Source organism: Brevundimonas sp. TWP3-1-2b1, from assembly GCF_049896165.1.
Classification (GTDB): Bacteria; Pseudomonadota; Alphaproteobacteria; order Caulobacterales; family Caulobacteraceae; genus Brevundimonas; species Brevundimonas subvibrioides_B.
Genome location: NZ_JAFCTT010000005.1, coordinates 31,540 through 57,552 on the forward strand (window position 1 = coordinate 31,540; position 26,013 = coordinate 57,552).

Here is a 26,013-nt window from a genome sequence, read left to right on the forward strand (position 1 = left end):
GGGCCGATCCCGCACCAGCCGAGGCGTTGACCATGAAAGCCGCAGCCCTAGCCGCCGCCCTCCTGACCGCCTCGGTCGCTCTTCCGGCTGCGGCCCAGAGCTGGGGTTATCCAGACCAGGCCCGGACCTGGTCCAGCTACGGCCGCTACGGAAACGACTACAACGGCCAGCAGGATCGCCCCGGCGACTATCGCTGCGACGCCTATTGGGACCGGGCCCGCGACGACTGTGACGCCCGCTGGCGCGACCAGCGGCCTTACAGGTCCTACAGCTCGAACCCTCGCTACAGCCGGTATGGCCGCGAGCACGACGGCGGGGGCTACGTCTACCAGCCCTACAATCAGGGAACCCAATACTACGGCGCCTATGGTCGCCCGGATCAGGTCTATCCCGGCTCGGGCTACGGCGGTCAGGTGCAGAACGATTACGGCGCCGGATATTCGAACGGTCGCGATTCGGGGCGGTCGGCCTACTGCGCCTCGCGCTACCGCTCCTACGATCCGGTCAGCGGCTACTACCGCGCCTGGTCCGGTCGACTGGTCTTCTGCGGATAACCACGGTCATTCGATCACAGGTTCGCGCCTGAACGCCGTTCGCCATCTTTCAGACGCACCGGCCCCGCCTTCGTCGATCCCGGTCCGTCACGGACCGGTCTTCAGTTCGGGAAGCGTCTCCATGTCCCAGCATAATATCATCGGCTCGGAAGCCTTCGACCGGTCGCCCTTCGTCATCATCCGCAGCGTCCGCACGGGCGGCATGCGCCGCCGCCAGACCCGCACGGCCTTCGCCTTCGTGGCTGGCGCCTGTGCAGCCGTGATCGGCGGCGTCGTCGCGGCCGTTGTGGCGTTCGGTCCGAGCCTGGCGGGCAGTTGATGCACGGCCTTCTCCCTCCCCCTCGGGGGAGGGTGGTCGAAGCGAAGCGTAGACCGGGTGGGAACGGCCGGCGATCCAGCCACAGACCTGCGCCGTCCAGCCTTGCCGCCCCCACCCGGTCGCTGTGCGACCTGCCCCCCCCCGAGGGGGAGGGAGAAAACCGCGTTAGGCCAGCCACACCATCATGCGCGTGTCGATGTCCGCCTTGCGCGCGCGACTGAACGCCCGCCGCGTCTCGCCGGTGTAGAGGAAGCCCGCCTTCTCCAGCACGCGACCGGACGCCGGGTTGTCCGCGAAATGCCCGGCCACCAGCGCCCGGCGCTTCCAGCGCTTCGAGGCCCAGACCAGGGCGCCTTCCAGCGCCTCGGTCGCCAGGCCGCGGCCCCAGAACTCCCGCCCGATCCAGTAGCCGGTCTCCGGCACCCGATCCTCGTCTTCGAACAGGCCGATGACGCCGACGGGACCATGGTCCTCATGTTCGATCAGGAAGGTCATGGCCCTGGCCGGGTTCTGGGCCGCGACAGCGATGACGAAGTCCTGCGCATCACCCTGTCCGAAAGGGTGCGGCATCCGCTTGGTCATGCGGGCGATGTCATGGTCGTTGGCCAGGCGGGCGATCGCGGGCACGTCCTGGGGCGCGGGCGCGCGCAGCACCAGACGCCGGGTCTCAACGACCGGAGAGGTTTCGATGACGCACATGTTTCCAGCCTCGGTATGCGGTCCGCCTCCTTGGAGGGCTTGGGCGGACTTCAAGGCGGGGAACGCAAACGGGGAGCCTGTGATCCAGACTCCCCGCGGAAAATTTCCCTGGTCCGGATCGGCTGCTTTTAAGGAGCAACGCGATCCGGAATCCGGTTCTGCGTTACTCGGCGGCGAGCGCCTGTTGGGCGTCGTCGTTCGCCGGAATGATCGACACGTAACAACGGCCGTTGGCTTTCTTGGTGAACTTCACCGCGCCATGTTCGGTGGCGAACAGGGTGTGGTCGCGGCCGAGACCGACATTGTCGCCCGGGTGGAAGGTGGTGCCGCGTTGGCGCACGAGGATGTTGCCGGCCAGAACGCGCTCGCCGCCGAACTTCTTCACGCCGAGGCGTTTTGATTGGGAGTCGCGACCGTTACGCGACGAACCACCGGATTTCTTGTGAGCCATCTGAACTCTCTTTTCGTTGCGCTAACGGCCGTTGGGCCTGCTGGCGCGCGTCTTGTTTAGGCTTCGTCGGTCGAAGCGGCGGTTTCGGTCTTGGCGGCGGCCTTCTTGGCCGGAGCCTTCTTGGCGGGAGCCGAGCTCTCGACCACGGCGGCCTGCACTTCGCCACCCTTGGACGACGTCACAACCGTCTCGGTCGAACCCAGGTCCGACGTCGCTTCGCGCTTGGCCAGGCCACGGGCGCGCAGGTTGATCTCGGCCTTGGTCATCAGGTCGATCTTGCCGTCCCACTTGGAGACCTCGCCGGCGCCGTCGATGCCGGTGATGCGCAGGACCGTTTCCATCTGGCGGTGGCCGTTGGTGCGGCGATAGCCCTGACGACGGGTCTTCTTGAAGATCTTGACCTTCTCACCCTTGCGGGTCTCGATCAGGGTCGCGCCGACGAAGGCGCCGTCGATCAACGGCGCGCCCAGGGTCACGCCATTGTCGCCGCCCAGCATCAGGACGCTGTCGAACTTCAGTTCCTGGCCAGCATCGCCATCGAGTTTCTCGACGACGATCGTGTCGCCCGGTTGGACCCGGTACTGCTTGCCGCCGGTCTTGATCACCGCGTACATCTTGAAGCCTTGGCTAACGCAAAAAAGAATGCGCCCGCCGGGTAGACCCCGCGGGCGAAGAGCGGCGACATATACGGACCGGCCCCTCGGAGTCAACGCGAAAGGCGCTGTTCAGCCTCTTAATTGGCGTCCGCGCTGGGCTTGACCCTTATTCTCCTACCGTGCACCCCGGCGAAGGCCGGGGTCCAGATCACACGCGGGATGCCGGGATTAAAGCCCTCTGTGATCTCCAGCCGTCGGTGTCCGCCAACTGGACCCCGGCCTACGCCGGGGTGCACGGAGTTGGGGGAGAGAAGACACCATGACCCAGACCATCGACCGCCGGGTCACCGCCGCCCGCCGCATCGCCTCCCACATAGCAGAGCAGTTGCAGGCCGACCTGTCGCTCCAGCTCTGGACCGGCGAGGTCATCCCCCTGGGTCCGAACGCCCGCGACGACATCCGCATCGTCCTGGCCGACCCGTCCGCCGTGCGTCGCCTGGTTCTGAAGCCCGGCCTCATGACCCTGTTCGAGCTCTACGCCACCGGAGACGTCCGCATCGAGGGCGGCTCGCCGCTGGAGGCCGCCGACCGCTGGGACCACGGCCGCGCCGTCCACCTGCCGCGCCGGGTCAACAAGGGACTGATCGCGCGCGAACTGATCCCCTTCCTGATGGCGGGCTCGACCCGCAGCGTCGGCGACGCCGCCTATGACCCCACCGGCGAGGCCGGCCAGCGCCAGGACAAGTCCGCGCGCCGGGACAAGGACTTCATCTCCTTCCACTACGACGTCGGCAACGACTTCTACGGCCTCTTCCTGGACCCGGAGATGGTCTATTCCAGCGCCTCCTACGCTGACCCGGACCAGTCGCTGGAGGACGCCCAGACCCGCAAGCTGGACCTCATCTGCCGCAAGCTGCGCCTCAAGCCGGGCCAGAAGCTGCTCGACGTCGGCTGCGGCTGGGGCGGCCTGTCGTGCTGGGCGGCCCGGCATTATGGAGTCACCGTCCACGGCGTGACCCTGTCGGAAGAACAGCTCGCCTTCGCCAACGCCAAGATCGCCCGCCTCGGCCTGCAGGACAGAATCACGCTCGAACTCAAGGACTACCGCGACCTGGAGATGACCGAACAGTTCGACGCCGTCTCCCAGGTCGAGATGTTCGAACACGTCGGCTTCGCCAACCACGACCGCCACTTCCTGGAGATGTACCGCCTGCTGAAGCCTGGCGGTCTCTATTTCCACCAGGCTTCGACCCGGCGCGGCGGCCGTGAGCCCGGCAACATCACGCCCCAGACCAATGCAACCCGCACCATCGGCCGCTTCATCTTCCCGGGCGGAGAGCTGGACACCATCGGTATGACGGTCACCAACCTCGGCCGTCTGGGCTTCGAGGTTCTGGACGTCGAGGACCTGCGCGAACATTTCCAGGCCACCACCGCCGAATGGTCCCGCCGCCTGATGGCCCGCCGTGACGAGGCCGTCGCCATGGTCGGCGAGCAACGCACCCGCCTGTGGCTCATCTTCTTCGCCATGTGCGCCAAGGGCTTCGAGCGCGGCTCGATCCTCGTCTACCAGACGGTCGCCCAGCGCCGCCGAGCGGGCCCGAGCGGCCTGCCTCTGGATCGGGGCAGTCTCTATCGGTGAGGTCGGACGTCTCCTCCCTGTCGCGCAGCGATGGGGAGGTGGCAGCGAGCTCTTCGCGAGCTGACGGAGGGGGCGACACCGTCTTGCCGCGTGATCGCCGTTCGGCCTCACCCGACAGATAACCTCGCCCCCTCCGTCACGGCGCGAAACCGCGCCGCGCCACCTCCCCATTCGCCAAGCGGCGAACAGGGAGGAGACGATTCTCCCTCGACCGTTATAAAGTAACACGCTATATCGGGGTCAATGTCGCCCCCCGCCTTTGAACAGCCGGTCCTCTTTTCCCTCGTCGCCGGCGGGTTCGCCGCGGCCTTCCTGCACGCGGCCCTGCCGACGCACTGGCTGCCGTTCGTGCTCGTCGGCCGCGCACAGCGCTGGAGCCTGACGAAGAACCTTCTGGCCGTCAGCGCCGCCGGCCTGGCCCACATCGCCAGCACCGCAGTCGTCGGCAGCCTGATCGTCGCCGCCGGCCTTGCGCTGGACGGACTGGTGGCGGGATTTCTGCCCCATCTGTCGGCGGTCCTGCTGTTCGCCTTCGGCGGCTTTTATCTGATCAAGTCGGCGATCCGGCGGCCGGTGATGGCCGGCGGCCCCGCCCTCGACCTCGCCGAGCCCACGGTGTCGCACGCTGCCGCCTTCTGGGGCCTGGTCGCCGTCATGGCCCTGTCGCCCGGCGAGGTGCTGCTGCCCATCTATATGTCGTCCGCCCAGGAAGGCGTCGGAGCCCTGGCGCTGCTGACCCTCGCCTTCGCGCTCGGCACCATCCTGGGCATGGCGACTTTCACGACCCTGGCCCGCGCCGGCGCCTCGGTGCTCAGGCTGGAACGGTGGGCGCGCTACGAGGGCGCCATCCTCGGCCTCGCCCTGATCGCGATCGGGTTGGTCATCGTGACACACCAGCACTAGGCTGGAGCCATGACCGCACACGATCACGCCCACGACGATCATGACCATGCCGGTCATCACCACGGCCACGGTCATTCGCATGGCGCAGGCGGCCACGCGGGCCACGCCCACGGCCCGGTCGACACCGGCGACTGGCGCTACCTCGTCGGCCTGCTCGTCAACCTCGCCTTCGTCGCCTGCGAGTTCGGGGCCGGCATCTATTCGGGCTCGACCGCCCTGCTCGCCGACGCGGGTCACAACCTGTCCGACGTCCTCGGTCTCGCCATGGCCGGCGGCGCGGCCGTCCTGGCCCGTCGTGCGGCGGGCAAACAGCTGACCTACGGCTTTGGCAAGGCGACCATACTCGCCGCCCTGGCCAATGCACTTCTGCTCATCTTCGCCTGCGGAGCCATCGCCTTCGAAGCGGTCCAGCGCCTGACCGATCCCGCCCCGGTCCAGTCGGGCGTCATCATGATCGTCGCCGGCATCGGCTTCATCATCAATCTGGGTACCGCCCTGATGTTCATGCGCGACCAGCACTCCGACCTGAACGCGCGCGGCGCCTACCTGCACATGATGGCCGACGCCGGGGTTTCCATCGGCGTGGTCATCTCGGGCGCGATCATCATGTTCAGCGGCTGGTGGATCCTCGATCCGATCGTCTCGATCGCCATCGTCGCTGTGATCCTGTGGGGCACCTGGGGCCTGCTCAAGGATTCGGTCGGCCTCGCCATGGACGCCGCCCCCGGCTCGGTCGATGTCGCGGCGGTGCGCCAGGCCCTCGTCGCCCTTCCCGGCGTCCGCGCCGTCCACGACCTGCACGTCTGGAACCTGTCGACCACGACGACCGCCCTGACCGCCCACCTCGTCCACGACCGCGGCGACCCCCGCGCCCTGCTGGCCGAGGCCCAGGCCCTGGCGAAGACCCGTTTCAAGATTGCCCACACGACGCTCCAGCTCGAAACGGATGTGATGCCGGATTGCCCGACCTGTTAATTTCCCTCTCCCGGTGGGAGAGGGCTTGAGGCTCGCAGAGCGAAGCGATGCGCCAGCCGAAAGGGTGAGGGTCGTGCCCTCACCGGGTTGCACCCGACCCTCACCCTTTCGCGCAAGACCGATCGCCGGACGGCTCCCGGGCGCTCAAGCCCTCTCCCACCGGGAGAGGGACTTCCATTCCCGCATCCCAGCCGCCATCTAGCGCCCATGACCGACACCCGTATCCCCGTCACCGTGCTCACCGGCTATCTCGGCGCCGGCAAGACCACCCTGCTCAACCGCATCCTGACCGAGGACCACGGCAAGCGTTACGCCGTCATCGTCAACGAGTTCGGCGAGATCGGCATCGACAACGACCTGGTCGTCGGCGCCGACGAGGATGTGTTCGAGATGAACAACGGCTGCGTCTGCTGCACGGTGCGCGGCGACCTGATCCGCGTTGTCGCCGGCCTGATGAAGCGCCAGAAGCCCGGCGCCCCCGCCTTCGACGCCATCATCGTCGAGACCACGGGCCTGGCCGACCCCGGCCCGGTGGCCCAGACCTTCTTCGTAGACGAGGACGTCAAGGCCAAGACCACGCTCGACAGCGTCACCGCCCTGGTCGACGCCAAACACGTCATGGCCCGCCTCGACGACTCGAAGGAGGCCCGCGAACAGGTCGCCTTCGCCGACCGCATCATCCTCAACAAGACCGACCTGGCGACCGAGGCCGAACTGGTCGCCGTCGAACAGCGCCTGCGCAAGCTGAACCCGCTGGCCCCCATCACCCGCGCCGAACGCGCCAACGTGCCGCTGGACCAGGTCCTCGGCCTGCACGGTTTCGATCTGGAGCGGATCCTCGACATCAATCCCGAGTTCGCCAACTCAGTTTCCGGCCCGGCCCACGGCGAGGCCGGCCACGTCCATGACGAGCACTGCGGCCACGATCATCATGACCACGGGCATGACCACGACCACGGCCCGCGCGGCCACGACCACGGCGACGACATCAAGGGCATCTCCCTCAGCCTCGACCGACCCATGAATGGCGTCCGCTTTACCGCCTGGCTGGACAAGCTGCTCGGCGAAAAAGGCCAGGACATCCTGCGCGCCAAGGGCATCATCAATGTCGAGGGCGAGGACCGCCGCCTCGTCTTCCAGGCCGTCCACATGATCCTCGAGGGCGATCTCCAGCGGGAATGGGGGGCCAGTGAACGCCGCTGGTCCCGCGCCGTCTTCATCGGCCGCGACCTCGACGAAGCGGCCATCCGCGCCGGGTTCGAGGATTGCGCGGCCTAACCCAAATCCGTGCATCCCCGCGCAGGCGGGGGCCCAGTGCTTTTGTGAGGCACGGTGCGCGGGATCGATTTCAAAGCGGACTCGGTGATACCGGTCGCCAACAGAACTGGGTCCCCGCCTGCGCGGGGATGATCGGATAATTGAATGACCACCTTCACCTTCGACGCCCAGGTCACCTCGGCCCATTTCGACTCCTCCGGCGCGGTCTTCGCCCTGGGCGACGGCTCCGTGCGGTTCGAGGACCGGACCTTCGACGCGGTCCATGACGGCGCTATCCTGTGCGCCGTGGTCCATCCGTCCGGCGACGGCCTGGTGACCGGCGGCGACGACGGCCGGGTGATCTGGAGCCGCAAGGGCGAGGCCGGGGTGCTGGCGACGGCGAAGGGCCAGTGGATCGATTCCATCGACGCCTCACCCGAGACGAACCTGATCGCCTTCTCGGCCGGCAAGACCCTGTCTGTCATCGACGCGACCGACGCCGGCTTCCGTCGCGACTTCACGCATGAGCGCACCGTCTCCGGCGTCGCCTTCGACCCCAAGGGCCGGCGGATCGCTGCGTCCACCTACGGCGGCGCCTGGCTTTGGTACGCCCGGATCGCCGAACAGAAGCCGACGAAGCTGGCCTGGGCCGGGTCGCACACCGGCGTGGCCTTCTCGCCCGACGGCGCCTTTGTCGTCAGCATGATGCAGGACGCCCAGCTGCACGGCTGGCGGCTGAAGGATGCGAAGAACATGCGGATGGGCGGCTATCCATCCAAGATCCGCTCCGTCGCCTTCATGGCCAAAGGCCGGCTGCTGGCGACCTCGGGAGCCCAAGGCGCGGTGCTCTGGCCCTTCGACAGTTCCAACGGCCCCATGGGTCGCGAGGCGTCGGAAATCGGCTTCGACGACACCACCCTGGTCAACCTCGTCGCGTCGGCCGACCCGCACAGCCGCCTCGCCGCAGGCCTGGCCGACGGCCGGGTCTGGGTCTCGGATCCGGCGGGCCAGGGCCTCAACTTCATCAAGGCCGACAAGGGCGCGCCCATCATCGCCCTGGCCATGAGCCCCGACGCGACCCGCGTCGCCTGGGCCGACGAGGACGGACAGGCCGGCGTCGCCGATCTCTGAGCCTCGACACCCCGCGCCGACGCACCCTATCGTCCGCGCGAACGGGGGTTCCTGATGAATGGTCGACCGGGAGGCGAGACGCCGCGAATGGCCTTCGGCTGCATGGCCGTCGGCATCCTGGTCCTGGTCGTGGTCGGCGCCTTCGCGGTGATCTTCCTGTGGGACGTGAACGCGAAATAACCTCGCCCTTGCATGGCCACGCTTCCCGGCCAAAACTCCGCGCCGGGAGGGATCATGACTGACGAACAGCCGCGGCGGCGCAAGCGCCGTCCGATCCTGACCGTCCTGCTGGTCCTCTTCGTCCTGCCGATCGGCGGGGTGTTGATCCACACCCTGGCGCCCCCGCCCCTGACCCTTCTGATGGCGCGCGAGTTCGTCGCCGGTCACGGGCTCGACTATCGCTGGCGTTCGCTGGACCAGATCTCGCCCAACCTCGTCGCCTCGGCCATCGCCGCGGAGGATGCCCGGTTCTGCAGCCACGGCGGCTTCGATATGCAAGCTATCGAAAGAGCGCTGAAGAACAACGAGAACGGCCGCAAGGTCCGCGGCGGCTCCACCATCTCCCAGCAGACCGCCAAGAACGTCTTCCTCTGGCCCGGTCGCGACTGGGTCCGCAAAGGTCTCGAGGCCGGCTACACCCTGATGATCGAGACCGTCTGGTCCAAGCGCCGCATCATGGAAGTCTATCTGAACGTCGCCGAGATGGGCCCCGGCGTCTATGGCGCGGAGGCCGCCGCCCGGCACTGGTTCGACAAGTCCGCCGCCGACCTCACCCCGCGCGAGGCGGCCCGGATCGCCGCCATCCTGCCCAGCCCGCGCCGCTACAACGCCGGCGCCCCCGGCCCCTATGTCCGCCGCCGCGCCGCCAGCGTCCAGGCCAACGCCCGCGTCGTTCGCAACGAGGGGCTGGCGTCCTGCGTGCTGAACTGATCGTCCGTTAACCGTCCGCCTTGGCCGAAACCTTAACCGTCACGCGCTAGACGAGGTCGATTGCGGTCCTCCGTCCGGGGCCGCCGCGCACACGGGTGGGCCATGACGACCGAGAACCGGAGGAGCCGTCGACTGCGGGACGTCGCGCGCCGTTTCGCCTCAGACACGCGCGGCAACATCGCCATGATCTCGGCCTTCGTGATCCCGGTGCTGCTGCTGATCACCTTCGGCGGCATCGACATCCACCGCGCCTCAACCGTGAAGGCGAACCTTCAGGACGCCCTCGACGCCGCCACCCTGGCCGCCGCCCGGTCGCCCTACACCGCCAACACCGACATCACCCGCGTGGGCCTGGCCTCGCTCCGCGCCAACCTCGCGCCCTACAACGACATCACCCTGCTGACCGCCCAGACGACCTTCGTTCTGGACCCCAGCACCGGCGCCGTGGTCGGCGACGCCAGGGTCGATGTCACGGCCCTCGTCGCCAACATCATCCTGCCGATGGTGGGACGCGGCACGGGCGACCAGATCCCCGTCGGCGCCCATTCCGAGGTTCTGCGTTCGAACAACCGGGTCGAGGTCGCCCTGGTGCTGGACAACACCGGCTCGATGTCGGGGGCCAAGCTGACCAACACCAAGGCCGCCGCGATCGACCTGATCGACCGGCTGGAGGCGGCCGACAGCCGGTCGATCGAACCGGACGCGATCAAGATCTCGCTGGTGCCCTTCTCGCAAACCGTGCGCATCGCGACCGGCGGCTCCAACACCGTGCCCAGCTATATGTCGAACGCCACGACCCACACGGGCGGCGGCGCCTGGAACGCCGCGTCCAACCCGACCAGCCTGTTCAGCGTGGCTCGGGGGCGTTTCACCCTGTTCGGCGACGTGGGCACGACCTGGGGCGGCTGCGTCGAGGCCCGGCTCGCCCCCTTCGACATCCGCGACACCGCCCCCCTGTCCGGCACCGAGGGCCGGATGTTCGTGCCCTATTTCGCCCCGGACCAGCCCGACGAGGGCGACTACCCGAAAGACTCGACCTGGGGGAACTATGACGACGAGGACAACGACTATCTCGACGACGCCCGCCCCGGCAACAACTCCACCTTCGCCAGCACCACGGCGCGCGAGAGCGAGTGGGGTCTGCGCCTGCGGGACCGCACGAGATACAGGACCTCCAGCAAGCGGTCGGGCACGTTCAGCACCAGCTGGGGCCCCAATCGCGGCTGCGATCTCCAGCCGCTGATCCGGCTGACCGACAACTATAGCGCCCTGCGCACCGCGGTGAACAACATGATCGCCAGCGGCAACACCAACGTCCCCCTGGGCACGATGTGGGGCTGGCACACCCTGTCGCCCAACGCCCCGTTCGGCGACGGCCGCGCCTATGGCACCACGCGGCTGACCAAGATCATCATCATCATGACCGACGGCGAGAACGTCATGAGCGACCGCAGCAACCCCAACCGGGGCTCCTACAGCGGCCTCGGCTATATCTATCAGAACCGCCTCGGCATCACCTCCGGCAGCGACTCCCAGCGCCGCACCGCCATGGACAACCGCTTCGATCATGCGACCGCAGGGGTCGAGGACATGTGCGGCAATATGAAGGACCAGGACATCGAGGTGTACACCGTCGCCGTCCAGGTCGACGGCTCGGCCCAGACCCTGCTGCGCCGCTGCGCCACCGACGCCGACCACTATTTCCCGGTCGACAGCGCCGCCGGCATCGGCGCGGCCTTCGACCGCATCGCCGGGGCCATCGAGAACCTCAGGATCTCGCGATGAACGCCGCCTCGATCGCCGCCGGAGGCCTCGCCTCGGCCATGGCCCGGTTCGAGCAGAGCGCCGTCCGAACCGCCCAGGCCCCGCTCGACAACCTCGAGGCCGAGATGGTCGAACGGATCGAGGCCAAGGCCTCCGTCTCGGCCAATATCGCCGTGCTCAGGACCGCCGACGACATGGCCGGCGCGCTTCTGGATATGTTCGCTTAGAGCCTGATCGCTTCTGGTGGACCCGCCACGCGGGTCCGACATGAAGCGTGACTCGGGCTCTCGCCAGGATCTGGAGCCTGAGTCACATCTGGTCAGGCCGGGAAGGAGTTTCGGGCGCCGTGGCGACGTCGGGAGTCGCGGTCGTCTCATTGGCCCGCCGCGTGGCAGATGTCGCATCGTCCGCGGCCGGTTCGGGCGACGGGGGCGCAGTCGGGGCCGGTGCGGCCTCGGCGGCCTTATCCGCGGCCGGTCCACGGTCCTCCTCGGGCTCTTCCTTCTTCGCGGCGGGTCGGGGTTGAGCCACAGGCGCGACCTCATCCTCCACGATCGGCACGGCGTCGATGAAGTCGAGTTCGGCGACCGGGGCCCCGGCCTCACCGGCGGCCGGCGACTGTTGTCCGCACGCAGCCACAAGGCCTGCAAGGACGATCGAGATGGCGATGCGTTGCATGATGGAGCCCCCGAAACCGGAGACGCGCCGCCGGTCGCGTGAATCCTCCGTCATTCTCCGAAGCCGATCAAGCCGCTCTGACAGATCGCCGTCCGACGCCTATATTCGCCTGGATGCCCGCCGACGCCCCGCCCATTGATTCGACCGTCCCCCTCGTCGCCGCCGAGCTGATCCGCGACGAGGCCCGGCGCGCGCCCGACAAGCCGGGCGTCTACCGCATGTATGGCGAAGACGGGACCTGCCTCTATGTCGGCAAGGCGCGCTCCATCAAGAAGCGCATCCTCCAGTATGCCCAGGGGCGGTTCCACACCCAGCGCATCGGCCTGATGGTCTCCCTGACGCGCTCGATGGAGCTGGTGGTCACCGCGTCTGAGACCGAGGCGCTTCTGCTGGAATCCAACTTCATCAAGAAGCTGAAGCCCCGCTTCAACGTCGTCCTGCGCGACGACAAGTCCTTCGCCGAACTGATGATCCGCAAGGACCACCGCGCGCCCCAGGTCCGCAAGCATCGCGGCGCCCACACCACCGACGGCGAGTATTTCGGCCCGTTCGCCTCGACCTGGGCTGTGAACCGGACCCTGAACACCCTGCAGAAGGCCTTCCTGCTGCGATCCTGTTCGGACAGCGTCTACGAGACCCGCACCCGCCCCTGCATGCTGCACCAGATCAAGCGCTGCTCGGCCCCCTGCACCGGCCTGATTTCGCTCGAGGACTATGGCGACCTGGTCGAGGAGGCGTCGCTGTTCCTGCGCGGCAAGTCGCGCGCCGTGATCGGACGCCTGTCGCAGGAGATGACCACGGCCGCCGAGGCAATGGATTTCGAACAGGCCGCCCGCGTCCGCGACCGCATCCGCGCCCTGTCGGCCATCACGATGGAGAACTCGGTCAGCGCCGACAGCGTGGCCGAGGCCGACGTCTTCGCCCTGTTCTCCGAGGGCGGTCAGGCCTGCGTCCAGGTCTTCTTCTATCGCGGCGGCCAGAACTGGGGCGGGCGCGCCTATTTCCCTCGCGTCGACAAGTCCGACACCGACCCGGAAATCCTCTCGGCCTTCCTCGGCCAGTTCTACGAGGACAAGCCGGTCGCCCGTCTGATCCTGTCCAACGTCGTCCCGTTCGAGAAGGAACTTCTGGAAGAGGCCTTCTCCATGAAGGCCAAGGAGGCGGACGGCCGCCGCGTCGTCTCGATCGAACGGCCGATGCGCGGCGACAAGAAGTCTCTCGTCGACCACGCCCACACCAATGCCCGCGAGGCGCTGGGCCGCAAGATGGCCGAGGGCTCGGCCCAGGGCAAAATCCTGACCGAGGTCTGCGAAGCCTTCGGGCTGGACGGCACGCCCGAGCGGATCGAGGTCTACGACAACGCCCACATCCAGGGGACCAATGCCGTCGGCGGCATGATCGTCGCCGGCCCCGAGGGCTTCCAGAAGTCGCAGTACCGCAAGTTCAACATCCGCGGCGTCGACCTCACTCCGGGCGACGACTACGGCATGATGCGCGAGGTCATGCGTCGCCGCTTCTCCCGCCTGGTCAAGGATGAGGAAGACGGCGCCGAGGAGGTGGTCCGTCCCGACCTGCTGCTGATCGACGGCGGGGCCGGGCAACTGGCCGAGGTCCAGGCGGTGCTGGCGGATCTGGGTCTGGACGACATCCTCGCTGTCGGCGTCGCCAAGGGGCCGGACCGCGACGCTGGAATGGAGCGGTTCTTCGTACCCGGCAAACCGCCCTTCATGCTGCCGCTGAAGTCGCCGGCGCTCTACTATATCCAGCGCCTGCGCGACGAGGCCCACCGCTTCGCCAACGGCGCCCACCGCACCCGCCGTTCGATGGACATCAAGAAGAACCCGCTCGACGAGATCGAGGGCGTCGGACCCGGCCGCAAGAAGGCCCTGCTCCACGCCTTCGGCTCGGCCAAGGGAGTCGGCCGCGCGGCGGTGGTCGATCTGGTCAAGGTCGAGGGCATCAACCAGCCGATGGCCGAACGGATTTACGGCTTCTTCCACCCGGAGACGCGGGGGTAGGGTGACGTCGGTCATGCGTCTGGGATGGAGGGTTCAGTGAGTGAATTTGCCCAGGGCACTGTCCATCAGGCTGCCGCCGATCTTCAGTCTGCCCTGCAGTCCGACTCCGGGGTCCTTGCGCTCTGGCAGGGTCTGACGCCCTTGGGCCGTAACGAATTCATCTGCTGGGTCGAGGACGCCAAACAGCCCGCGACCCGTCAGCGCCGCATCGTGCGCACGACCGAAGAACTGCTCGAGGGCAAGAAACGTCCCTGCTGCTGGGCCGGCTGCATCCACCGCACCGACAAGGCCCCCAGCCCGTGGCAACAGGCGGTGCTGATCGACGGGAAGCGGCGGAGGCCGTAGACTGCCAACCGGGCCCTACTGCACGCCTTCGGGTCGGCCAAGGGCGTCAGCCGCGCCGCGGTGGTCGATCTGGCCAAGGTCGAGGGCATCAACCAGCCGATGGCGAAACGGATTTACGGCTTTTTCCACCCTGCGGGGGAGCGGTAGACGGCTTCGCCTTAAACTTCGTCGGCCCAGGTCACCGCTTGCGGGCCACGATGCAGGGACGGCGATCATTCCCCTTGGTTGCGTGGTTTTCTGTAGCGAGGATGTCGAAGCCGGCGGCGCTTACAAGCTGGCAAAACTCGGCCTGCCGGAAGACGCTGACATAGGGAGCCTTGCCGATCGCGCGCATTCCCGGCAGCAGGACAAGGCTGATGAGCGGGTTCATATCCCCGAGGCAGGGCGTCTTGGATATGAACAGGCCCCCCGCCGCAAGCAGGGTCTGGATGCGGCCCAGCGTTGCCGGCACGTCGCGGACCATGTGGAGATAGTTGAACCCAAGCACCGCGTTAAACCGCCCGGCCTCGAATATTGATGCCTCTGCGGTCGCGATCTGGAAGGCGAGCGTCGGGGTGGGATCGGCCGAATGCTTCTCCTTGGCGATTGCGATCATTCCGGCGGAAACATCCGTCGCCAGATAGCTCTGCACACCACCTGCCAGTCGCAGTGCCGTGCTTCCGGTCCCGCAGCCCAGTTCCAGCACCCGGTCGTCCGGTTTCAGCAGGGCACGGGTCCTTTCCAGGGTGCGCTCATAGCCGCCCTGATCGGCAATGGCCTCCCTGGCGTATTTCCGCGAAATCCTGTCCCAGAAGCGGGCGTCGCTGGCGGTACTCATGGTGATGCGCTCCTGTGCAACGCCCAGTATCATATGCGCGGATCGGGTAAATTGCCGAAATTCGTAGCCATGATATGCGTAAATGCATGAAGCCAATGGACTGGAACCATATTCGCGGATTTCACGCGACCGCTGTCGCCGGATCCCTGTCGGCGGCGGCTCGCCATCTGGGCCTGACCCAACCCACATTATCCCGGCAGGTTCTGGCGCTTGAGGCCGATCTGGGTGTGACCCTGTTCGAACGGCGGGGCCGCAAGCTGGTGTTGACCCAGACCGGGGAGGAACTGCTCGATCATATTCGCATCATGGGGGACGCAGCGAATACGCTCGTTCTCGCCGCCAGTGGCCGGGCGCAGGAGATTGGCGGGCGGGTCTGTATCTCGGCCACCGATACCTTTGCGGCCTACATTCTTCCCGGGATCGTGGCGCGCATCAGATCCGAAGCTCCGCAGATCACGATCGCGATCGTCGCCTCCAACGAGATCAGCGATCTGCATCGTGGGGAAGCGGACATTGCCATTCGCCATGTCCGTCCTGATCGCCCCGGTCTGGTCGGCCGGCATATCCGCGATGCCGAAGCGAGCTTCTTTGCATCCGGGGACTGGGTTGCCCGCAACGGCCGGCCCAAGGGGCTTGCCGATCTGGCCAGGCCGGACCTGATGGGCTTCGATGACCCGCGCTTCTCCGGCTTTCTGCGTGAAATCGGCATCCCGATCGACACCGCCGATCTCAGGATTGTCTCTGAGTCCTCGGTTGCGATCTGGGAAATGGTCAAACGCGGAATGGGCATAGCGGTGATGCTGCGCGAAGTCGCCGACCGGACGCCCGGCGTGGTGAATCTCCTGCCGGACGCGCCCCCGATTCCGGTGCCGATCTGGCTGGTCACCCACCAGGAACTGGAAACCAGCCCTCGCGTCCGCATGGTCCAGACGATTCTCGCCGAAGAACTGGCCCGAATGTAGGGGCAGGCTGTCCAGGGCCGGACGCCGGCGATTCACGGGAGTCCGTCCCGCCATTCAATCCGCTCGTGCGGAGCGTCTCCCTCTCCCCCGATACGGGCAAAATGCCTATACCGACACCATGCCCCAACATTCCCACGCAGCCTTGGTCTCCGGCTATCATCGTTTTCGCGACAGCCACTGGCCCGAGGCGAGAGCCCAGTATGAGGCGCTCGCTGCTGACGGCCAGAAGCCCCACACCCTCGTCGTCGCCTGTTCCGACAGTCGCGCCGACCCGGCCCTGATCTTCGACACCGCCCCCGGCCAGTTGTTCGTCGTCCGCAACGTCGCCAACCTGGTCCCCCCCTATGAGCCCGATGGCCTTCTGCACGGCGTCTCGGCGGCGCTGGAGTTCGGCGTGAAGGTGCTGCACGTTCGACGCATCATGGTCATGGGTCACGCCCGCTGTGGCGGCGTCGCCGCCATGCGCACCGGAGCCCCGGCCGACTGCCAGGACTTTGTCGCGCCCTGGGTGCAACAGGGTGCTCCGGTCGTTCGTCGCGTCTGTGAGGAGTGCCCGCCCGAAGACATCGAACAGGTGTCGGAGGAGGCCGTAGTCCGCCTGTCGCTTCAGAATCTGCGCACCTTTCCCTGGATCACTGAACGTGAGGCGGCCGGGACCCTGGCCCTCAGCGGTCTTCACTTCGGAATCGCCGACGGAGTCCTGCGGTCCCTTGAGGGCCCGGGTCGGTTCGAGCCAATGGGTTAGGTCCGCGAGCTCAGACGTCTCGCTTCGGGGAGCGAAGCATGGCAGATCGCGTTTGAGCTATCGGAGCGCCCCATGACCCCCAATCACCACGCCAATCCGATCCCCAACATCCTGACCGGCCTGCGCCTCGTCGCCGGGGTGGTCATGTTCCTGATCCTGGCCGGCGCGACCGGCGGGGTGCCGATCCTGTCGTCCTATCTGAGCCCGGAGGACCAGTTCGGCCTCTATCGCGCGGCCTTCTACATCTTCGTGGTCGCCGCCTCGACCGACTGGGTCGACGGCTATCTGGCCAGGCGCTGGCATTCGGAGACGCGCTGGGGCGCCATCCTGGATCCTATCGCCGACAAGGTTCTGGTCACCGGCGCCATCCTCGGTGTCCTCACCTCGGGCTCGGTGCCCCAGATCGCCATCCCCTGCGGCCTGATCCTGTTCAGGGAGTTCGCCGTTTCGGCCCTGCGCGAAACCATCGCCGGCCGCGTCACCCTGGAAGTCACCCTGCTGGCCAAGTGGAAGACCACCGTCCAGCTGGTCGCCCTGGGCTGCCAGCTGTTCGCCCGCAACTGGGACGGCTTCGGCCTCGACTTCGAATACCTGCCGTATTTCCAGCTGTTCGCCGACAGCCTGATCTGGTTCGCCGCCATCGCCACGGTCTGGACCGGCTGGCAGTATTTCGAGACAGCGAGGCGGTCCCTGGCGGAGAAGGACGCCGGATAGGCCAGGAGCGGCGGGGGTCAGTCGACCCCCAGCTCCTCCACCAACCGGCCCATGTCGTAGACATCGCGCAGGGCCACGGTGACCGCCCCCGTGGTGACGATCACGCTGCGGTTGACGTTGCGGTCGTAGCCATAGGCGTTGCGCTGGGTCAGGACGGTGGAGTCGAAATTGGCCCCCAGCATCTCGCCCGCCGCATTGACCACCGGCGATCCTGACGAGCCGCCGATGGTGTCGGACGACAGTGTCATGTTGAGCACGGTGTCGGCGTCGATACGGTCGCGCGCGGCCAACAGCTTCGGCGCGACGTCGAACGGCGCGGCCCCGGTCGCCCGGTCCCACAGACCCCCGAAGGTCGTGAACGGTCCCCAGCGCTGGCCGGGCACGTCCGATCCCTCGATCTTGCCGTAGGTCAGCCGCAACGTCCCCGTCGCATCGGGATAGACGGTGTCGCCATAGGCGGCGAAGCGCGCGGCGGCGAGTCGTTCGGCCGCTTGATCGGTCGGCGCCTGCACGCGCGTCTCCCAGTCCGAACGCACGGCGCGGGTCTCGTCCTGGATCGACAGCAGGTACCGGATCATCGGGTCGTCCGACGCCTCGATGGCCGCCAGTCCGCCCTCCCACAGGGCGCGGCGCACGGCCGGATCGGCCAGTGTCGTCCCCTCGACCAGACGGGCCGACAGCTGCTCGGGCGATTCCCGACCCAGCAGGCCCCGCACCGCGGGATTGTCGACGGTCAGCCACTCGCGGGTCTTGGACAGCCACCACTCCATCCGCACCTGCTCCAGCGCCGGATAGGTCGGACGCTCGGCGAACAGGCCGGACTGCACACCCGACAGGCGCGCATCGCCGAACTCCGGCAGGCGCTCGGCCGACGGTTTGGCCCTCTCCTGCGCGCCGCGGACCAGGGTCCGCGCCCACAGGAACAGCTGCGACCCGCCGGCGACCGGCGTGGTGCCGATGCCCGTGCCGCCTTCCAGCAGGGCGTAGGCGGGATAGAGCTCGCGTGCGATCGGCTGGACGGTCGCCAGCGCACCCCACGGATCGGCGGCGCGCTCGGCCAGGGCGGCGTCGGCCGCGACCCGACTGCGGAAATCGGCTTCGCCCCCGGCCCGCGTCGCCATGAAGCCCGGATCGGTCAGGGCGCGCATCCGCCCCAGGCCGCGCTTGTAGGTGTTTTCCAGGCCCACGATCGGATCCATGGCGATGAAGGCGTTCTCCTCCGACTCCTCGGAGAACCGGATCAACCGGCCGCGCAGTTCCGAGGCGATCAGCTGGTCCAGCGGCAGGACCACATCGCGGACGGTGAACAGCTGGTCCTGGGTCAGCAGACGCTGGGTCGCGCCCGGGCTGCCGGTGACGAACACCGGCGTCCCCTCCACCGGCCTGTCGGCGTTCCAGACGAAGTGGGTCGCCGTCACCGCCGGGGCGCCGTTCTCGTACAGGCGGATGAAGGCCGCATCGATGGCGAAGCGCGGGAAGGAGAAGTTGTCCAGGTCGCCGCCGAAGGTCGCGGCCCGATCCTCAGGCGCGAAGGCCAGGCGGACGTCGGTGTATTTCTTGTAGGTGTAGAGCATGAACTGACCGCCCCGGTACAGGGTCACGACCTGGCAGCGCCTGTCCGTGACGTCGCCGCAGGCCTCGGTCTCGATCCGCCCGATCTCGGCGTCGCGCGCCCGGTTGAAGGCCTGTCCGGTCAGACCCGCGCCCGCCGCATGCACTCGCTCGGTGACGTCGGAGATGCCCGTCAGCACCTCGGCCGTCCCGCCCGGGCATTTCACCTCGTCCTCGCGATTGCGCGGCGTGAAACCGGTCTCGGCGTAGTTCACGGCCTGGGTCGACAGGTTGGCCACGCAGGTCGCGACGCAGTGGTTGTTGGTCATGACCAGGCCTTCGCCTGACACGATCCCGGCCGAACAACCCCCGAACTTCACCGAGCTCAACCGCACGCGATCCAGCCACGCCTGGTCGATCGAGGTCCCCAGCGTCCCGTTGGCGCGCGCGATGGGGAAGTTGTCGAACGTCCACATCCCCTCCTCGGCCCGGGCCGGGGCAGCGGGCATGGCGGCGCAGACGAGGGCCGCCATCGAAACGGCGGCGGCGAGCGAACGATAGTGCATCTGGTTTCTTCCCGGTGCGCCGGCGACCCGGCGATCTTGTGTGGCGATAGCTAGTCCCGCCGCCGACGGCGCGGCAAGCGTGGCCATGGCAAGCCCTTTTTCCCTTAACCCGATTTAACTTGGAGGGAACCCGACAGCAGGTCAGATAACGCTGCAAGTCAGGGATGTTTCAAAGACTATGTCGCTCGCGCTTTCCACGCTGCTCTTCGAGTGGCGCCGCTACATGGCCGCCGTCATGGCCCTGGCCCTGTCCGGCCTGCTCGTTCTCGCCATGACGGGTGTCTTCATCGGCATCGGCAAGGGCTTCACCGCGACCATCGAGCGTTCCAGCGCCGACATCATCGTCATGCAGCCGGGCGCCAAGTCGCTGATCGGCGGGCCGTCGGGCGTGCCGCGTCGCTTCATTCCCCTCGTCTACAACAATCCGCAGGTGGTCGAGGTCCAGCCGCTGGACGGCGCCGGCGGCAGCTTCCAGTCGGTCAAGGACATCGATCCCACCATGTCCCAGGCCGAACGGGCCAAGATGGGCACGCCGCGCCAGCAGTTCGTCCAGGCCTCCATCATCGACACCACGCCGGGCTCGGTGACCATCCCGACCGATTACTCCCGGGAACTGGTCGACGCCCTGCGCCAGCCCTACACCGTCGCCATTGACGAGACGGCCATCAGCAAGCTGGGCGTCAAACTGGGCGACCGCGCCCTCTACAACGGCCAGACGGTCACCGTGGTCGGTGTCACCCGCGGCTATCCCAACATGATGCAGGCCACTGTCATCATGTCGCGCGATACCCTGCGCATGGTGGGCCAGGCCGACACCGGGGCCAGAGTCGGGCCCCTGATGGTCAAGCTCAAGGACCCGACCCAGGCGATCCGCGTCGCCGCCGAGCTCAACGCCGCCGGCAATGGCCAGTGGAAGGCCTGGACGCGTCAGGAACTGGCTGACGCCAACGCCGGCGCCATGTTCGAGGAAGGCATCCTCGTCATCATCATCGGCGGCTGCGTCTTCTTGGGCACGATCATAGGCATCGCCATCACCTGGCAGACCCTGCGCGGCGCGATCATGGCCAACATCAAGGAGTTCGCCTCCCTGCGGGCGCTCGGCGTCGGCATGGGCTCGCTGAACCGCATCGTCATGGAACTCAGCTTCTGGGTCGGCTGCGTGGGAGTGCTGGCCGCGATCCTGCTGACGATGGGCATTCAGGCTTTCGCCTTGGCCAACGCCGTGATCATCGCCCTGCCGCCGATCTTGCTGGTCGTCGTCGGCGGCGGCCTGATCGTCATCGCCATGCTGTCGGGCCTGCTGTCCCTCGGCATCCTCAAGAACAGCCAGCCCGCGGACCTGCTGCGATGACCGACTTCGTCCAGCACACCAAGGTTCACGGCAAGCATGGCGATTTCGCCATCGAGGCCAAGGGACTGGTCAAGCGCTTCAAGTCCGGCAAGGCCTTTGTCGAGGTCCTCAAGAATGTCGATTTCGACGCCCGCCACGGCGACCTGACCATGGTCATGGGTCCGTCCGGCTCCGGCAAGTCGACCCTGATCGCCGCCCTGTCCGGCCTGCTGCGTCCCGAGGAAGGCCGCGTCGACACACTCGACGTCGACGACCTGTGGAAATTGTCGGCGGGCAAGATCGACAAATTCCGTCTGGATCACTGCGGCTTCATCTTCCAGGGCTTCAACCTGTTCCCGGCCCTGACCGCATTGCAGCAGGTCGAGGTGGTGCTGAAATTCCAGGGCCTGACGCCTGGCCAGGCGAAGAAACGCGCCACCCAGGCGCTGGAGGAGGTGGGCCTGGGCCCGCGCCTGCACCAGCGCCCCTCCGCCCTTTCCGGCGGCGAGAAGCAGCGCGTCGCTATCGCCCGCGCCCTCGCCAAGGACCCCAAGATCCTGTTCGCCGACGAGCCGACCTCGGCGCTGGACGGCGAGAACGGCCAGATCGTCATCCGTCTGCTGCGTCGCGCGGCGGATGAATACGGCGCGGCCGTGATCTGCGTCACCCACGACCCCCGGCTCGAGGAATGGGCCGACCGGGTCATCAAGATCGAGGACGGCGTCATCATCTCCGACGAACGCCGCACGCCCAATCCGAACGCCACCCTGGCGTCCCACCACTAAGACCGCCCGAGGATTCAAACCGTCATGCCCGCCTTCCTGAAGAACAAATGGCTCTGGATCGGCATCGTGCTGATCATCGTGCTCGTGGCCGGATTCTCGTTCATGCGCAGCCAAGGCGAGGCCAAGAAGGCTGAAGCCGAGAAGGCCGAGGCCCAGAAGGTCGAGAGCCCCTACGCGGCCATCGCCAACGGCAAGGTCGATATCGAGGGCGGCATCATCCAGATCGCGGCCCGGCGCGGCGGCATCGTGCGCGAGGTCCTGGTGCAGGAAGGCGATACCGTCGTCGCCGGCCAGATCCTGGCTCGTCAGGAAGATGACGAGGCCCGTCTGGCGCTTCAGACCTCGACCGCCGATCTCGCCTCGGCCCAGAGCCAGCTCAACCTGATCCAGGTCGATATCCGCACCGCCCAGCGCGAGTACGACCGGCTGGAACGGCTCGTCGCCACCAACTTCGTCGCCGCCCAGCGTCTCGACCAGGCCCGCGACGGCATCGCCCAGGCCCAGGCCCGCCTCGGTTCGCAACAGGCGGCGGTCCAGACCGCCCGCGCCCGCCGCGACCAGGCCGCCTACAATGTCGAGCTGACGGTGATCCGCTCGCCGGCCAACGGCCGCATCGTGCGCCGCTACGCCAACCCGGGCGCCGGCGCCTCGACCCTGAACGTGTCCAACATGTTCGATCTGGAGCCCAATGCGCCCCGTATCGCCCGCGCCGAGATCGTGGAGTCGGACATCCCCAACGTCACGACCGGCCAAGCCGTCGAGATCACCCCCGAGGGCGATCCGTCGAAGGTCTATATCGGCACGGTCCTGCGTCGCGCCGCCGTCTTCGGCGCCCGCAAACTGGCCTCGGACGACCCCTCGCAGCGGTCCGATGAGCGCGTGGTGGAAGTGGTCGTCACCGCCGGCGACGCCCCCCTCTTGATCGGTCAGCGCGTCCTGGTGAAGTTCATGAAGCCCGGCCAGGCCGCCGGCGCCGCGCGCACCCCGACCGTCGGCGTCCCCGCCACCCGCTCGATGCAGACGCCCGAAGCGCGGGCGGCGAGCTGACAACAAACGACCCTCTCCCCTTGCGGGAGAGGGCTTGAGGCTCGCAGAGCGTAGCGATGCGGTTTAGCCGAAAGGGTGAGGGGGCCTGGCCGCCTCACCGGTGAGCGTCTGTGTGACCCCTCACCCGACCGCGCCAAAACGACGGCTCCGCCGCCGTGCGCGATCTCCCTCTCCCGCAAGGGGAGAGGGCATTGATCTCAGTCTTTCTTGCCGTACCGGAAGGGTACGAAGTTGGACGGGTGGCTGACCACCCGCTCGCTTTGGCGAGACGGTCGATTGCCCACCAGCATCCCGCCCCACAAGGCAAAGGACATCATGGCGTGCTGGAGGTTTCTCTCCTTGTCGTTCATCCTGGCGTCTCCTTTCGCTGAACGATGAAAAGAGACGCGTCGTGCTCGCAGGGATTTTCACCCTCTCAGTCGTTTCGCGTCGATGACACCCTCACACATTTCCGCAGATTTGCAAGTTTTTTAGTCCGGCTTCGGATCAGTTTTCGTAATCATGTCTTCAAATGCAGCCTCACAGCCACACTCCATCGCCACCCCGTGCGTGCAGATCTGCATCGTCGATGGGCCTACGGGACTGTGCCTGGGGTGTTACCGGACCTTGGCGGAGATCGGCGGCTGGAGCCAGCTGACCGACGATCAACGCACTGAAATCATATCTGAACTTCCGACGCGGGAGGCTCGCATAGACCCCACAAAGCTCGGCCGTTGAACCGTTAACCCCTCGTCAGCCACGTCGCTTCACCGCATCCCAACCCGGCGCAGGCACTGTGCGGTCATCCGCAGAAGCGGTCCGTCACGAAGGTGTGCCGCGTTGCGTCTAGATATCCAGTCAGCGATCGTCATGGGCATCGCAACCGTCTCCTCGTTGAGCGTCGCCTGGTGGCTGACCCACCAGGAACCCCGCACGGCCCAGGCCGCAGAATTGCCTGCGATGATGGTGGTTCCCGGCGGGGCCTCCGCGACGGTGCGCGCCGCGCCCGGCCAACCCGCCCAGATCGCCCGCGCCGCCGACGGCCATTACTGGGCCGAGGCCGACATCGACGGTCGGGCCATCCGCGTCCTGGTCGATACCGGAGCCTCGGTCGTCGCCCTGACCCGCCAGGACGCCCTGCGTCTCGGCCTGCGCCTGACCCCCGCCGATTTCACCCAGACGATCGAGACCGCGTCGGGCCCCGTCAAGGCCGCCCCCATCGATCTGGATCACGTCGCCGTCGCCGGCGCCCGGGTCGAAAAGGTCCGCGCTCTCGTCGTCGAGGAGGGCCTGCCCCACTCCCTTCTGGGCATGAGCTACCTCGGCCGCCTCTCCGCCTTCGAGGCGCGACCGACCGGTTTGACGCTCAGACCTTGATTTGAGAGCGCCGCTCTCCCTCCCACCTGGGGGAGGGTCGTCGCGTAGCGACGGGGTGGGGGCGGCAGGGTGATACGGGTGCAGGCCTTGATGTCTTGCCTTGCCGCCCCCACCCGATCTCCGCTTCGCTTCGACCACCCTCCCCCGAGGGGGAGGGAGAACAGCCCCTACTGGCAAATGCAGGCTCTGCAGTTTTCTGCTGAATCTGCCGTAGCAACCCTGACCGAAATCGTCGGATTTTGCAGTGTCTCACTAGCGGAAATCGCCACGAACTCACCAGCGGCCGCAAAGACTGCATTCAGACGCTACAGCGCCTTCACCACCACCGAGATCGCGGTCGCCAGCAGATAGATCGCGAAGGCCTTCCGCAGCACCTTGCGATCCAGCCGGTGCGCCAGCCGTGCGCCATAGGGCGCCACCAGGGTCGTCAGCACCCCCATGGCCACGGCCGCCGGGACGTTGACGTAACCCAGGCTCAGCGGCGGCCGGCCATCTGCGCCAAATCCGAACACGACAAAGCCCAGTGTCGCCGCCGCCCCGATGGCGATGCCGAACCCCGACGCCGTCGCCACGGCCTGATGGATCGGCCGTCCGCACAGGGTCATCACCATCCCGCCGAAACTGCCGCCCCCGACACCCATCATCGCCGACAAGAGGCCGATCAGCCCGCCGATCCCGCGCCGCCACCAGCCTGTCGGCAGGTCCTCCCGGACATGCACGGTCTCGGGCAGCAGCCCCATCTGCGCGGCGACGATCGCCAGACAGACGCCGTAGACGATCGCCAGCCCCTCCATCGAGGTCAGCCCCGCGATGGCCGCCCCGACCAAGGCCCCCGCCCCGACCCACGGGGTCCAGGTCTTCAGCACCTGTTCGTCCACCGCCCCGTGCGACCGGTGCGCTCCCAGCGACCGCCAGGACGTCGCCACGATGGTCAGCAGGGAGGTGCCGATGGCGACATGCAGGTTGCTCTCCCCGCCCAGCCCCAGCACCGAGAAGGCATAGAACAGCGCCGGCACCAGCACCGTCCCGCCGCCGACCCCGAACAGGCCGGCGATCAGTCCGCCCGCCAGCCCCGCCGCGAGCACCGCAGCGGCCAGTAGGGCCAGTTCGTTCAGGGGAAGGGAGGTCACCGGGGCGGTCTAGCGCGACCCGCCCGTCTCTAGAAGCGCGCCGTCACGCCAAGCTGCACCACCGGGAAGAGGGCCTTGTCCTTCGCGTCTTCCTGGATCTCCCGCGCTTCCTGCTCCAGCCGGGCGCGGAAGACGGGATCGTTCGACAGGGTCCCGCCGCTCGACGACAACCCGACCTCCGGCTCCTGGCTCCAGGCCACGCCGACCATGCCGCGGAAGCCCCAACGCCCCTCGCGATAGAAGCTGTCGTCATAGCCGACGCCCACGAACGGCGCCGTATCCGACAGCTTGATCCGGCCGCTCAACGTCCCGACCTGCGCCGGCGTGAAGGTCGCCCCGCCGATCTCCACCGGCGTCGTGGGCTGCCCGTTGAGATTGATTGTGCGGTCTCCCACATAGACCCCGCCGGAGATGAGGAACCCATTCAGGAACGGATGCAGATCGACGAACCCCGACACCGTGTCGAAGTCAAACCGGCCCGAATAGTCGATGTCGCTGTACGACTGATCGAAATCGTACCCCAGCGTGTCGATGCCCCCCCGCACTACAAACACTGGACCCAGCGAAAGCTGCACTTCGGCGCCCACGCCCGTCGTCCCGGCGTTCAGGGCGGCCGTGATCGGCGAGCGCGGATGACGGCTCTGCGCCTCCGCCATACCGGCCGAGCCTGTCAAAAGAGTGAGAACGATCAGCGCTATGCGGGTCATGGCCGCAGCCTTGTCCCGGTTACGCTTAACGGACCGTTGAC

At 67.3% G+C, this 26,013-nt stretch carries 29 protein-coding genes; 20 read left to right on the forward strand and 9 right to left on the reverse strand.

Annotated elements, in window-relative coordinates:
* Window positions 1-32: 32 nt before the first annotated feature.
* Window positions 33-554, forward strand: coding sequence for a BA14K family protein (locus ACP7AB_RS06110; RefSeq protein WP_425988508.1), 522 nt, complete (start codon window positions 33-35; stop codon window positions 552-554).
* 121 nt (window positions 555-675) lie between these two features.
* Window positions 676-873: a hypothetical protein gene (locus ACP7AB_RS06115; RefSeq protein WP_425988511.1), complete on the forward strand. Its 198-nt coding sequence runs from the start codon at window positions 676-678 to the stop codon at window positions 871-873.
* A 165-nt stretch (window positions 874-1,038) separates the two neighbouring features.
* On the opposite strand, the gene ACP7AB_RS06120 is transcribed toward ACP7AB_RS06115, so the two are convergent.
* The 3 genes from ACP7AB_RS06120 to rplU all read right to left on the reverse strand — a co-directional run bounded on the left by ACP7AB_RS06120 (window position 1,039) and on the right by rplU (window position 2,637).
* Window positions 1,039-1,572: a GNAT family N-acetyltransferase gene (locus ACP7AB_RS06120; protein WP_425988514.1), complete on the reverse strand. Its 534-nt coding sequence runs from the start codon at window positions 1,570-1,572 to the stop codon at window positions 1,039-1,041.
* Between the two features lie 163 nt (window positions 1,573-1,735).
* Window positions 1,736-2,023: a 50S ribosomal protein L27 gene (gene rpmA / locus ACP7AB_RS06125; protein ID WP_425988517.1), complete on the reverse strand. Its 288-nt coding sequence runs from the start codon at window positions 2,021-2,023 to the stop codon at window positions 1,736-1,738.
* Between the two features lie 56 nt (window positions 2,024-2,079).
* Window positions 2,080-2,637, reverse strand: a complete 558-nt coding sequence (gene rplU / locus ACP7AB_RS06130) for a 50S ribosomal protein L21 (protein WP_425988520.1) — start codon at window positions 2,635-2,637, stop codon at window positions 2,080-2,082.
* A gap of 301 nt (window positions 2,638-2,938) precedes the next feature.
* Here rplU and ACP7AB_RS06135 point away from each other — a divergent pair, with 301 nt between their 5' ends.
* The 8 genes from ACP7AB_RS06135 (at window position 2,939) to ACP7AB_RS06170 (ending at window position 11,448) form a co-directional block, all read left to right on the forward strand.
* Window positions 2,939-4,261 (forward strand): class I SAM-dependent methyltransferase, encoded by a 1,323-nt coding sequence (locus ACP7AB_RS06135; RefSeq protein ID WP_425988523.1) that lies wholly within the window; start codon window positions 2,939-2,941, stop codon window positions 4,259-4,261.
* A 243-nt stretch (window positions 4,262-4,504) separates the two neighbouring features.
* Complete coding sequence (locus ACP7AB_RS06140; RefSeq protein WP_425988526.1) at window positions 4,505-5,164, forward strand: hypothetical protein; 660 nt, start codon at window positions 4,505-4,507, stop codon at window positions 5,162-5,164.
* A gap of 9 nt (window positions 5,165-5,173) precedes the next feature.
* Window positions 5,174-6,139 carry a cation diffusion facilitator family transporter gene (locus tag ACP7AB_RS06145; protein ID WP_425988529.1) on the forward strand — a complete coding sequence of 322 codons (966 nt, stop codon included), beginning with the start codon at window positions 5,174-5,176 and terminating at the stop codon, window positions 6,137-6,139.
* A 207-nt stretch (window positions 6,140-6,346) separates the two neighbouring features.
* Window positions 6,347-7,417 carry a CobW family GTP-binding protein gene (locus ACP7AB_RS06150; protein WP_425988532.1) on the forward strand — a complete coding sequence of 357 codons (1,071 nt, stop codon included), beginning with the start codon at window positions 6,347-6,349 and terminating at the stop codon, window positions 7,415-7,417.
* A gap of 144 nt (window positions 7,418-7,561) precedes the next feature.
* Window positions 7,562-8,527, forward strand: coding sequence for a WD40 repeat domain-containing protein (locus ACP7AB_RS06155; protein ID WP_425988535.1), 966 nt, complete (start codon window positions 7,562-7,564; stop codon window positions 8,525-8,527).
* A 234-nt stretch (window positions 8,528-8,761) separates the two neighbouring features.
* Complete coding sequence (gene mtgA / locus ACP7AB_RS06160; RefSeq protein ID WP_425988538.1) at window positions 8,762-9,457, forward strand: monofunctional biosynthetic peptidoglycan transglycosylase; 696 nt, start codon at window positions 8,762-8,764, stop codon at window positions 9,455-9,457.
* 102 nt (window positions 9,458-9,559) lie between these two features.
* Window positions 9,560-11,242 carry a pilus assembly protein TadG-related protein gene (locus ACP7AB_RS06165; RefSeq protein ID WP_425988541.1) on the forward strand — a complete coding sequence of 561 codons (1,683 nt, stop codon included), beginning with the start codon at window positions 9,560-9,562 and terminating at the stop codon, window positions 11,240-11,242.
* Entirely contained in the window at window positions 11,239-11,448 is a 210-nt protein-coding gene (locus ACP7AB_RS06170; protein ID WP_425988544.1) for a flagellar hook protein FlgE, read from the forward strand. Before ACP7AB_RS06165 ends, ACP7AB_RS06170 begins: the two co-directional genes overlap by 4 nt.
* A gap of 82 nt (window positions 11,449-11,530) precedes the next feature.
* Here the strand turns inward: ACP7AB_RS06170 and ACP7AB_RS06175 are convergent, their stop codons facing one another.
* Window positions 11,531-11,899: a hypothetical protein gene (locus ACP7AB_RS06175; RefSeq protein ID WP_425988547.1), complete on the reverse strand. Its 369-nt coding sequence runs from the start codon at window positions 11,897-11,899 to the stop codon at window positions 11,531-11,533.
* 113 nt (window positions 11,900-12,012) lie between these two features.
* On the opposite strand from ACP7AB_RS06175, the gene uvrC reads away from it, so the two are divergent.
* Window positions 12,013-13,917: an excinuclease ABC subunit UvrC gene (gene uvrC, locus ACP7AB_RS06180; protein ID WP_425988550.1), complete on the forward strand. Its 1,905-nt coding sequence runs from the start codon at window positions 12,013-12,015 to the stop codon at window positions 13,915-13,917.
* A gap of 36 nt (window positions 13,918-13,953) precedes the next feature.
* Window positions 13,954-14,262: a YdeI/OmpD-associated family protein gene (locus ACP7AB_RS06185; RefSeq protein ID WP_425988553.1), complete on the forward strand. Its 309-nt coding sequence runs from the start codon at window positions 13,954-13,956 to the stop codon at window positions 14,260-14,262.
* A 178-nt stretch (window positions 14,263-14,440) separates the two neighbouring features.
* Here the strand turns inward: ACP7AB_RS06185 and ACP7AB_RS06190 are convergent, their stop codons facing one another.
* Window positions 14,441-15,079 carry a class I SAM-dependent methyltransferase gene (locus ACP7AB_RS06190; protein ID WP_425988556.1) on the reverse strand — a complete coding sequence of 213 codons (639 nt, stop codon included), beginning with the start codon at window positions 15,077-15,079 and terminating at the stop codon, window positions 14,441-14,443.
* Between the two features lie 86 nt (window positions 15,080-15,165).
* On the opposite strand from ACP7AB_RS06190, the gene ACP7AB_RS06195 reads away from it, so the two are divergent.
* The 3 genes from ACP7AB_RS06195 (at window position 15,166) to pgsA (ending at window position 17,500) form a co-directional block, all read left to right on the forward strand.
* Window positions 15,166-16,041: a LysR family transcriptional regulator gene (locus ACP7AB_RS06195; RefSeq protein WP_425988559.1), complete on the forward strand. Its 876-nt coding sequence runs from the start codon at window positions 15,166-15,168 to the stop codon at window positions 16,039-16,041.
* Between the two features lie 118 nt (window positions 16,042-16,159).
* Window positions 16,160-16,786: a carbonic anhydrase gene (locus ACP7AB_RS06200; RefSeq protein ID WP_425988562.1), complete on the forward strand. Its 627-nt coding sequence runs from the start codon at window positions 16,160-16,162 to the stop codon at window positions 16,784-16,786.
* A 72-nt stretch (window positions 16,787-16,858) separates the two neighbouring features.
* Window positions 16,859-17,500, forward strand: a complete 642-nt coding sequence (gene pgsA, locus ACP7AB_RS06205) for a CDP-diacylglycerol--glycerol-3-phosphate 3-phosphatidyltransferase (RefSeq protein ID WP_425988565.1) — start codon at window positions 16,859-16,861, stop codon at window positions 17,498-17,500.
* A gap of 17 nt (window positions 17,501-17,517) precedes the next feature.
* Here pgsA and ACP7AB_RS06210 read toward each other — a convergent pair whose 3' ends face one another.
* Window positions 17,518-19,704 (reverse strand): S46 family peptidase, encoded by a 2,187-nt coding sequence (locus ACP7AB_RS06210; RefSeq protein WP_425988568.1) that lies wholly within the window; start codon window positions 19,702-19,704, stop codon window positions 17,518-17,520.
* A 91-nt stretch (window positions 19,705-19,795) separates the two neighbouring features.
* Here ACP7AB_RS06210 and ACP7AB_RS06215 point away from each other — a divergent pair, with 91 nt between their 5' ends.
* From ACP7AB_RS06215 to ACP7AB_RS06225, 3 genes are read left to right on the forward strand one after another with little or no spacing between them, the layout of a single operon-like run.
* Window positions 19,796-20,968, forward strand: a complete 1,173-nt coding sequence (locus tag ACP7AB_RS06215; RefSeq protein WP_425988571.1) for an ABC transporter permease — start codon at window positions 19,796-19,798, stop codon at window positions 20,966-20,968.
* Entirely contained in the window at window positions 20,965-21,732 is a 768-nt protein-coding gene (locus ACP7AB_RS06220) for an ABC transporter ATP-binding protein (protein WP_425988573.1), read from the forward strand. The genes ACP7AB_RS06215 and ACP7AB_RS06220 overlap by 4 nt, the downstream gene beginning before the upstream one ends.
* Before the next feature lie 24 nt (window positions 21,733-21,756).
* A complete protein-coding gene (locus tag ACP7AB_RS06225; RefSeq protein WP_425988576.1) occupies window positions 21,757-22,779 on the forward strand; it encodes an HlyD family secretion protein in 1,023 nt (340 codons plus the stop codon).
* Window positions 22,780-22,976: 197 nt separating this feature from the next.
* Here the strand turns inward: ACP7AB_RS06225 and ACP7AB_RS06230 are convergent, their stop codons facing one another.
* Window positions 22,977-23,129 carry a hypothetical protein gene (locus ACP7AB_RS06230; protein WP_425988578.1) on the reverse strand — a complete coding sequence of 51 codons (153 nt, stop codon included), beginning with the start codon at window positions 23,127-23,129 and terminating at the stop codon, window positions 22,977-22,979.
* A gap of 151 nt (window positions 23,130-23,280) precedes the next feature.
* On the opposite strand from ACP7AB_RS06230, the gene ACP7AB_RS06235 reads away from it, so the two are divergent.
* Both ACP7AB_RS06235 and ACP7AB_RS06240 read left to right on the forward strand, forming a co-directional pair.
* Window positions 23,281-23,496, forward strand: coding sequence for a DUF1289 domain-containing protein (locus ACP7AB_RS06235; RefSeq protein WP_425988580.1), 216 nt, complete (start codon window positions 23,281-23,283; stop codon window positions 23,494-23,496).
* Between the two features lie 132 nt (window positions 23,497-23,628).
* Complete coding sequence (locus tag ACP7AB_RS06240; RefSeq protein WP_425988582.1) at window positions 23,629-24,135, forward strand: TIGR02281 family clan AA aspartic protease; 507 nt, start codon at window positions 23,629-23,631, stop codon at window positions 24,133-24,135.
* Between the two features lie 305 nt (window positions 24,136-24,440).
* On the opposite strand, the gene ACP7AB_RS06245 is transcribed toward ACP7AB_RS06240, so the two are convergent.
* Both ACP7AB_RS06245 and ACP7AB_RS06250 read right to left on the reverse strand, forming a co-directional pair.
* Window positions 24,441-25,265: a sulfite exporter TauE/SafE family protein gene (locus tag ACP7AB_RS06245; protein ID WP_425988584.1), complete on the reverse strand. Its 825-nt coding sequence runs from the start codon at window positions 25,263-25,265 to the stop codon at window positions 24,441-24,443.
* A gap of 29 nt (window positions 25,266-25,294) precedes the next feature.
* Window positions 25,295-25,972 (reverse strand): hypothetical protein, encoded by a 678-nt coding sequence (locus tag ACP7AB_RS06250; RefSeq protein WP_425988586.1) that lies wholly within the window; start codon window positions 25,970-25,972, stop codon window positions 25,295-25,297.
* Window positions 25,973-26,013 lie beyond the last annotated feature (41 nt).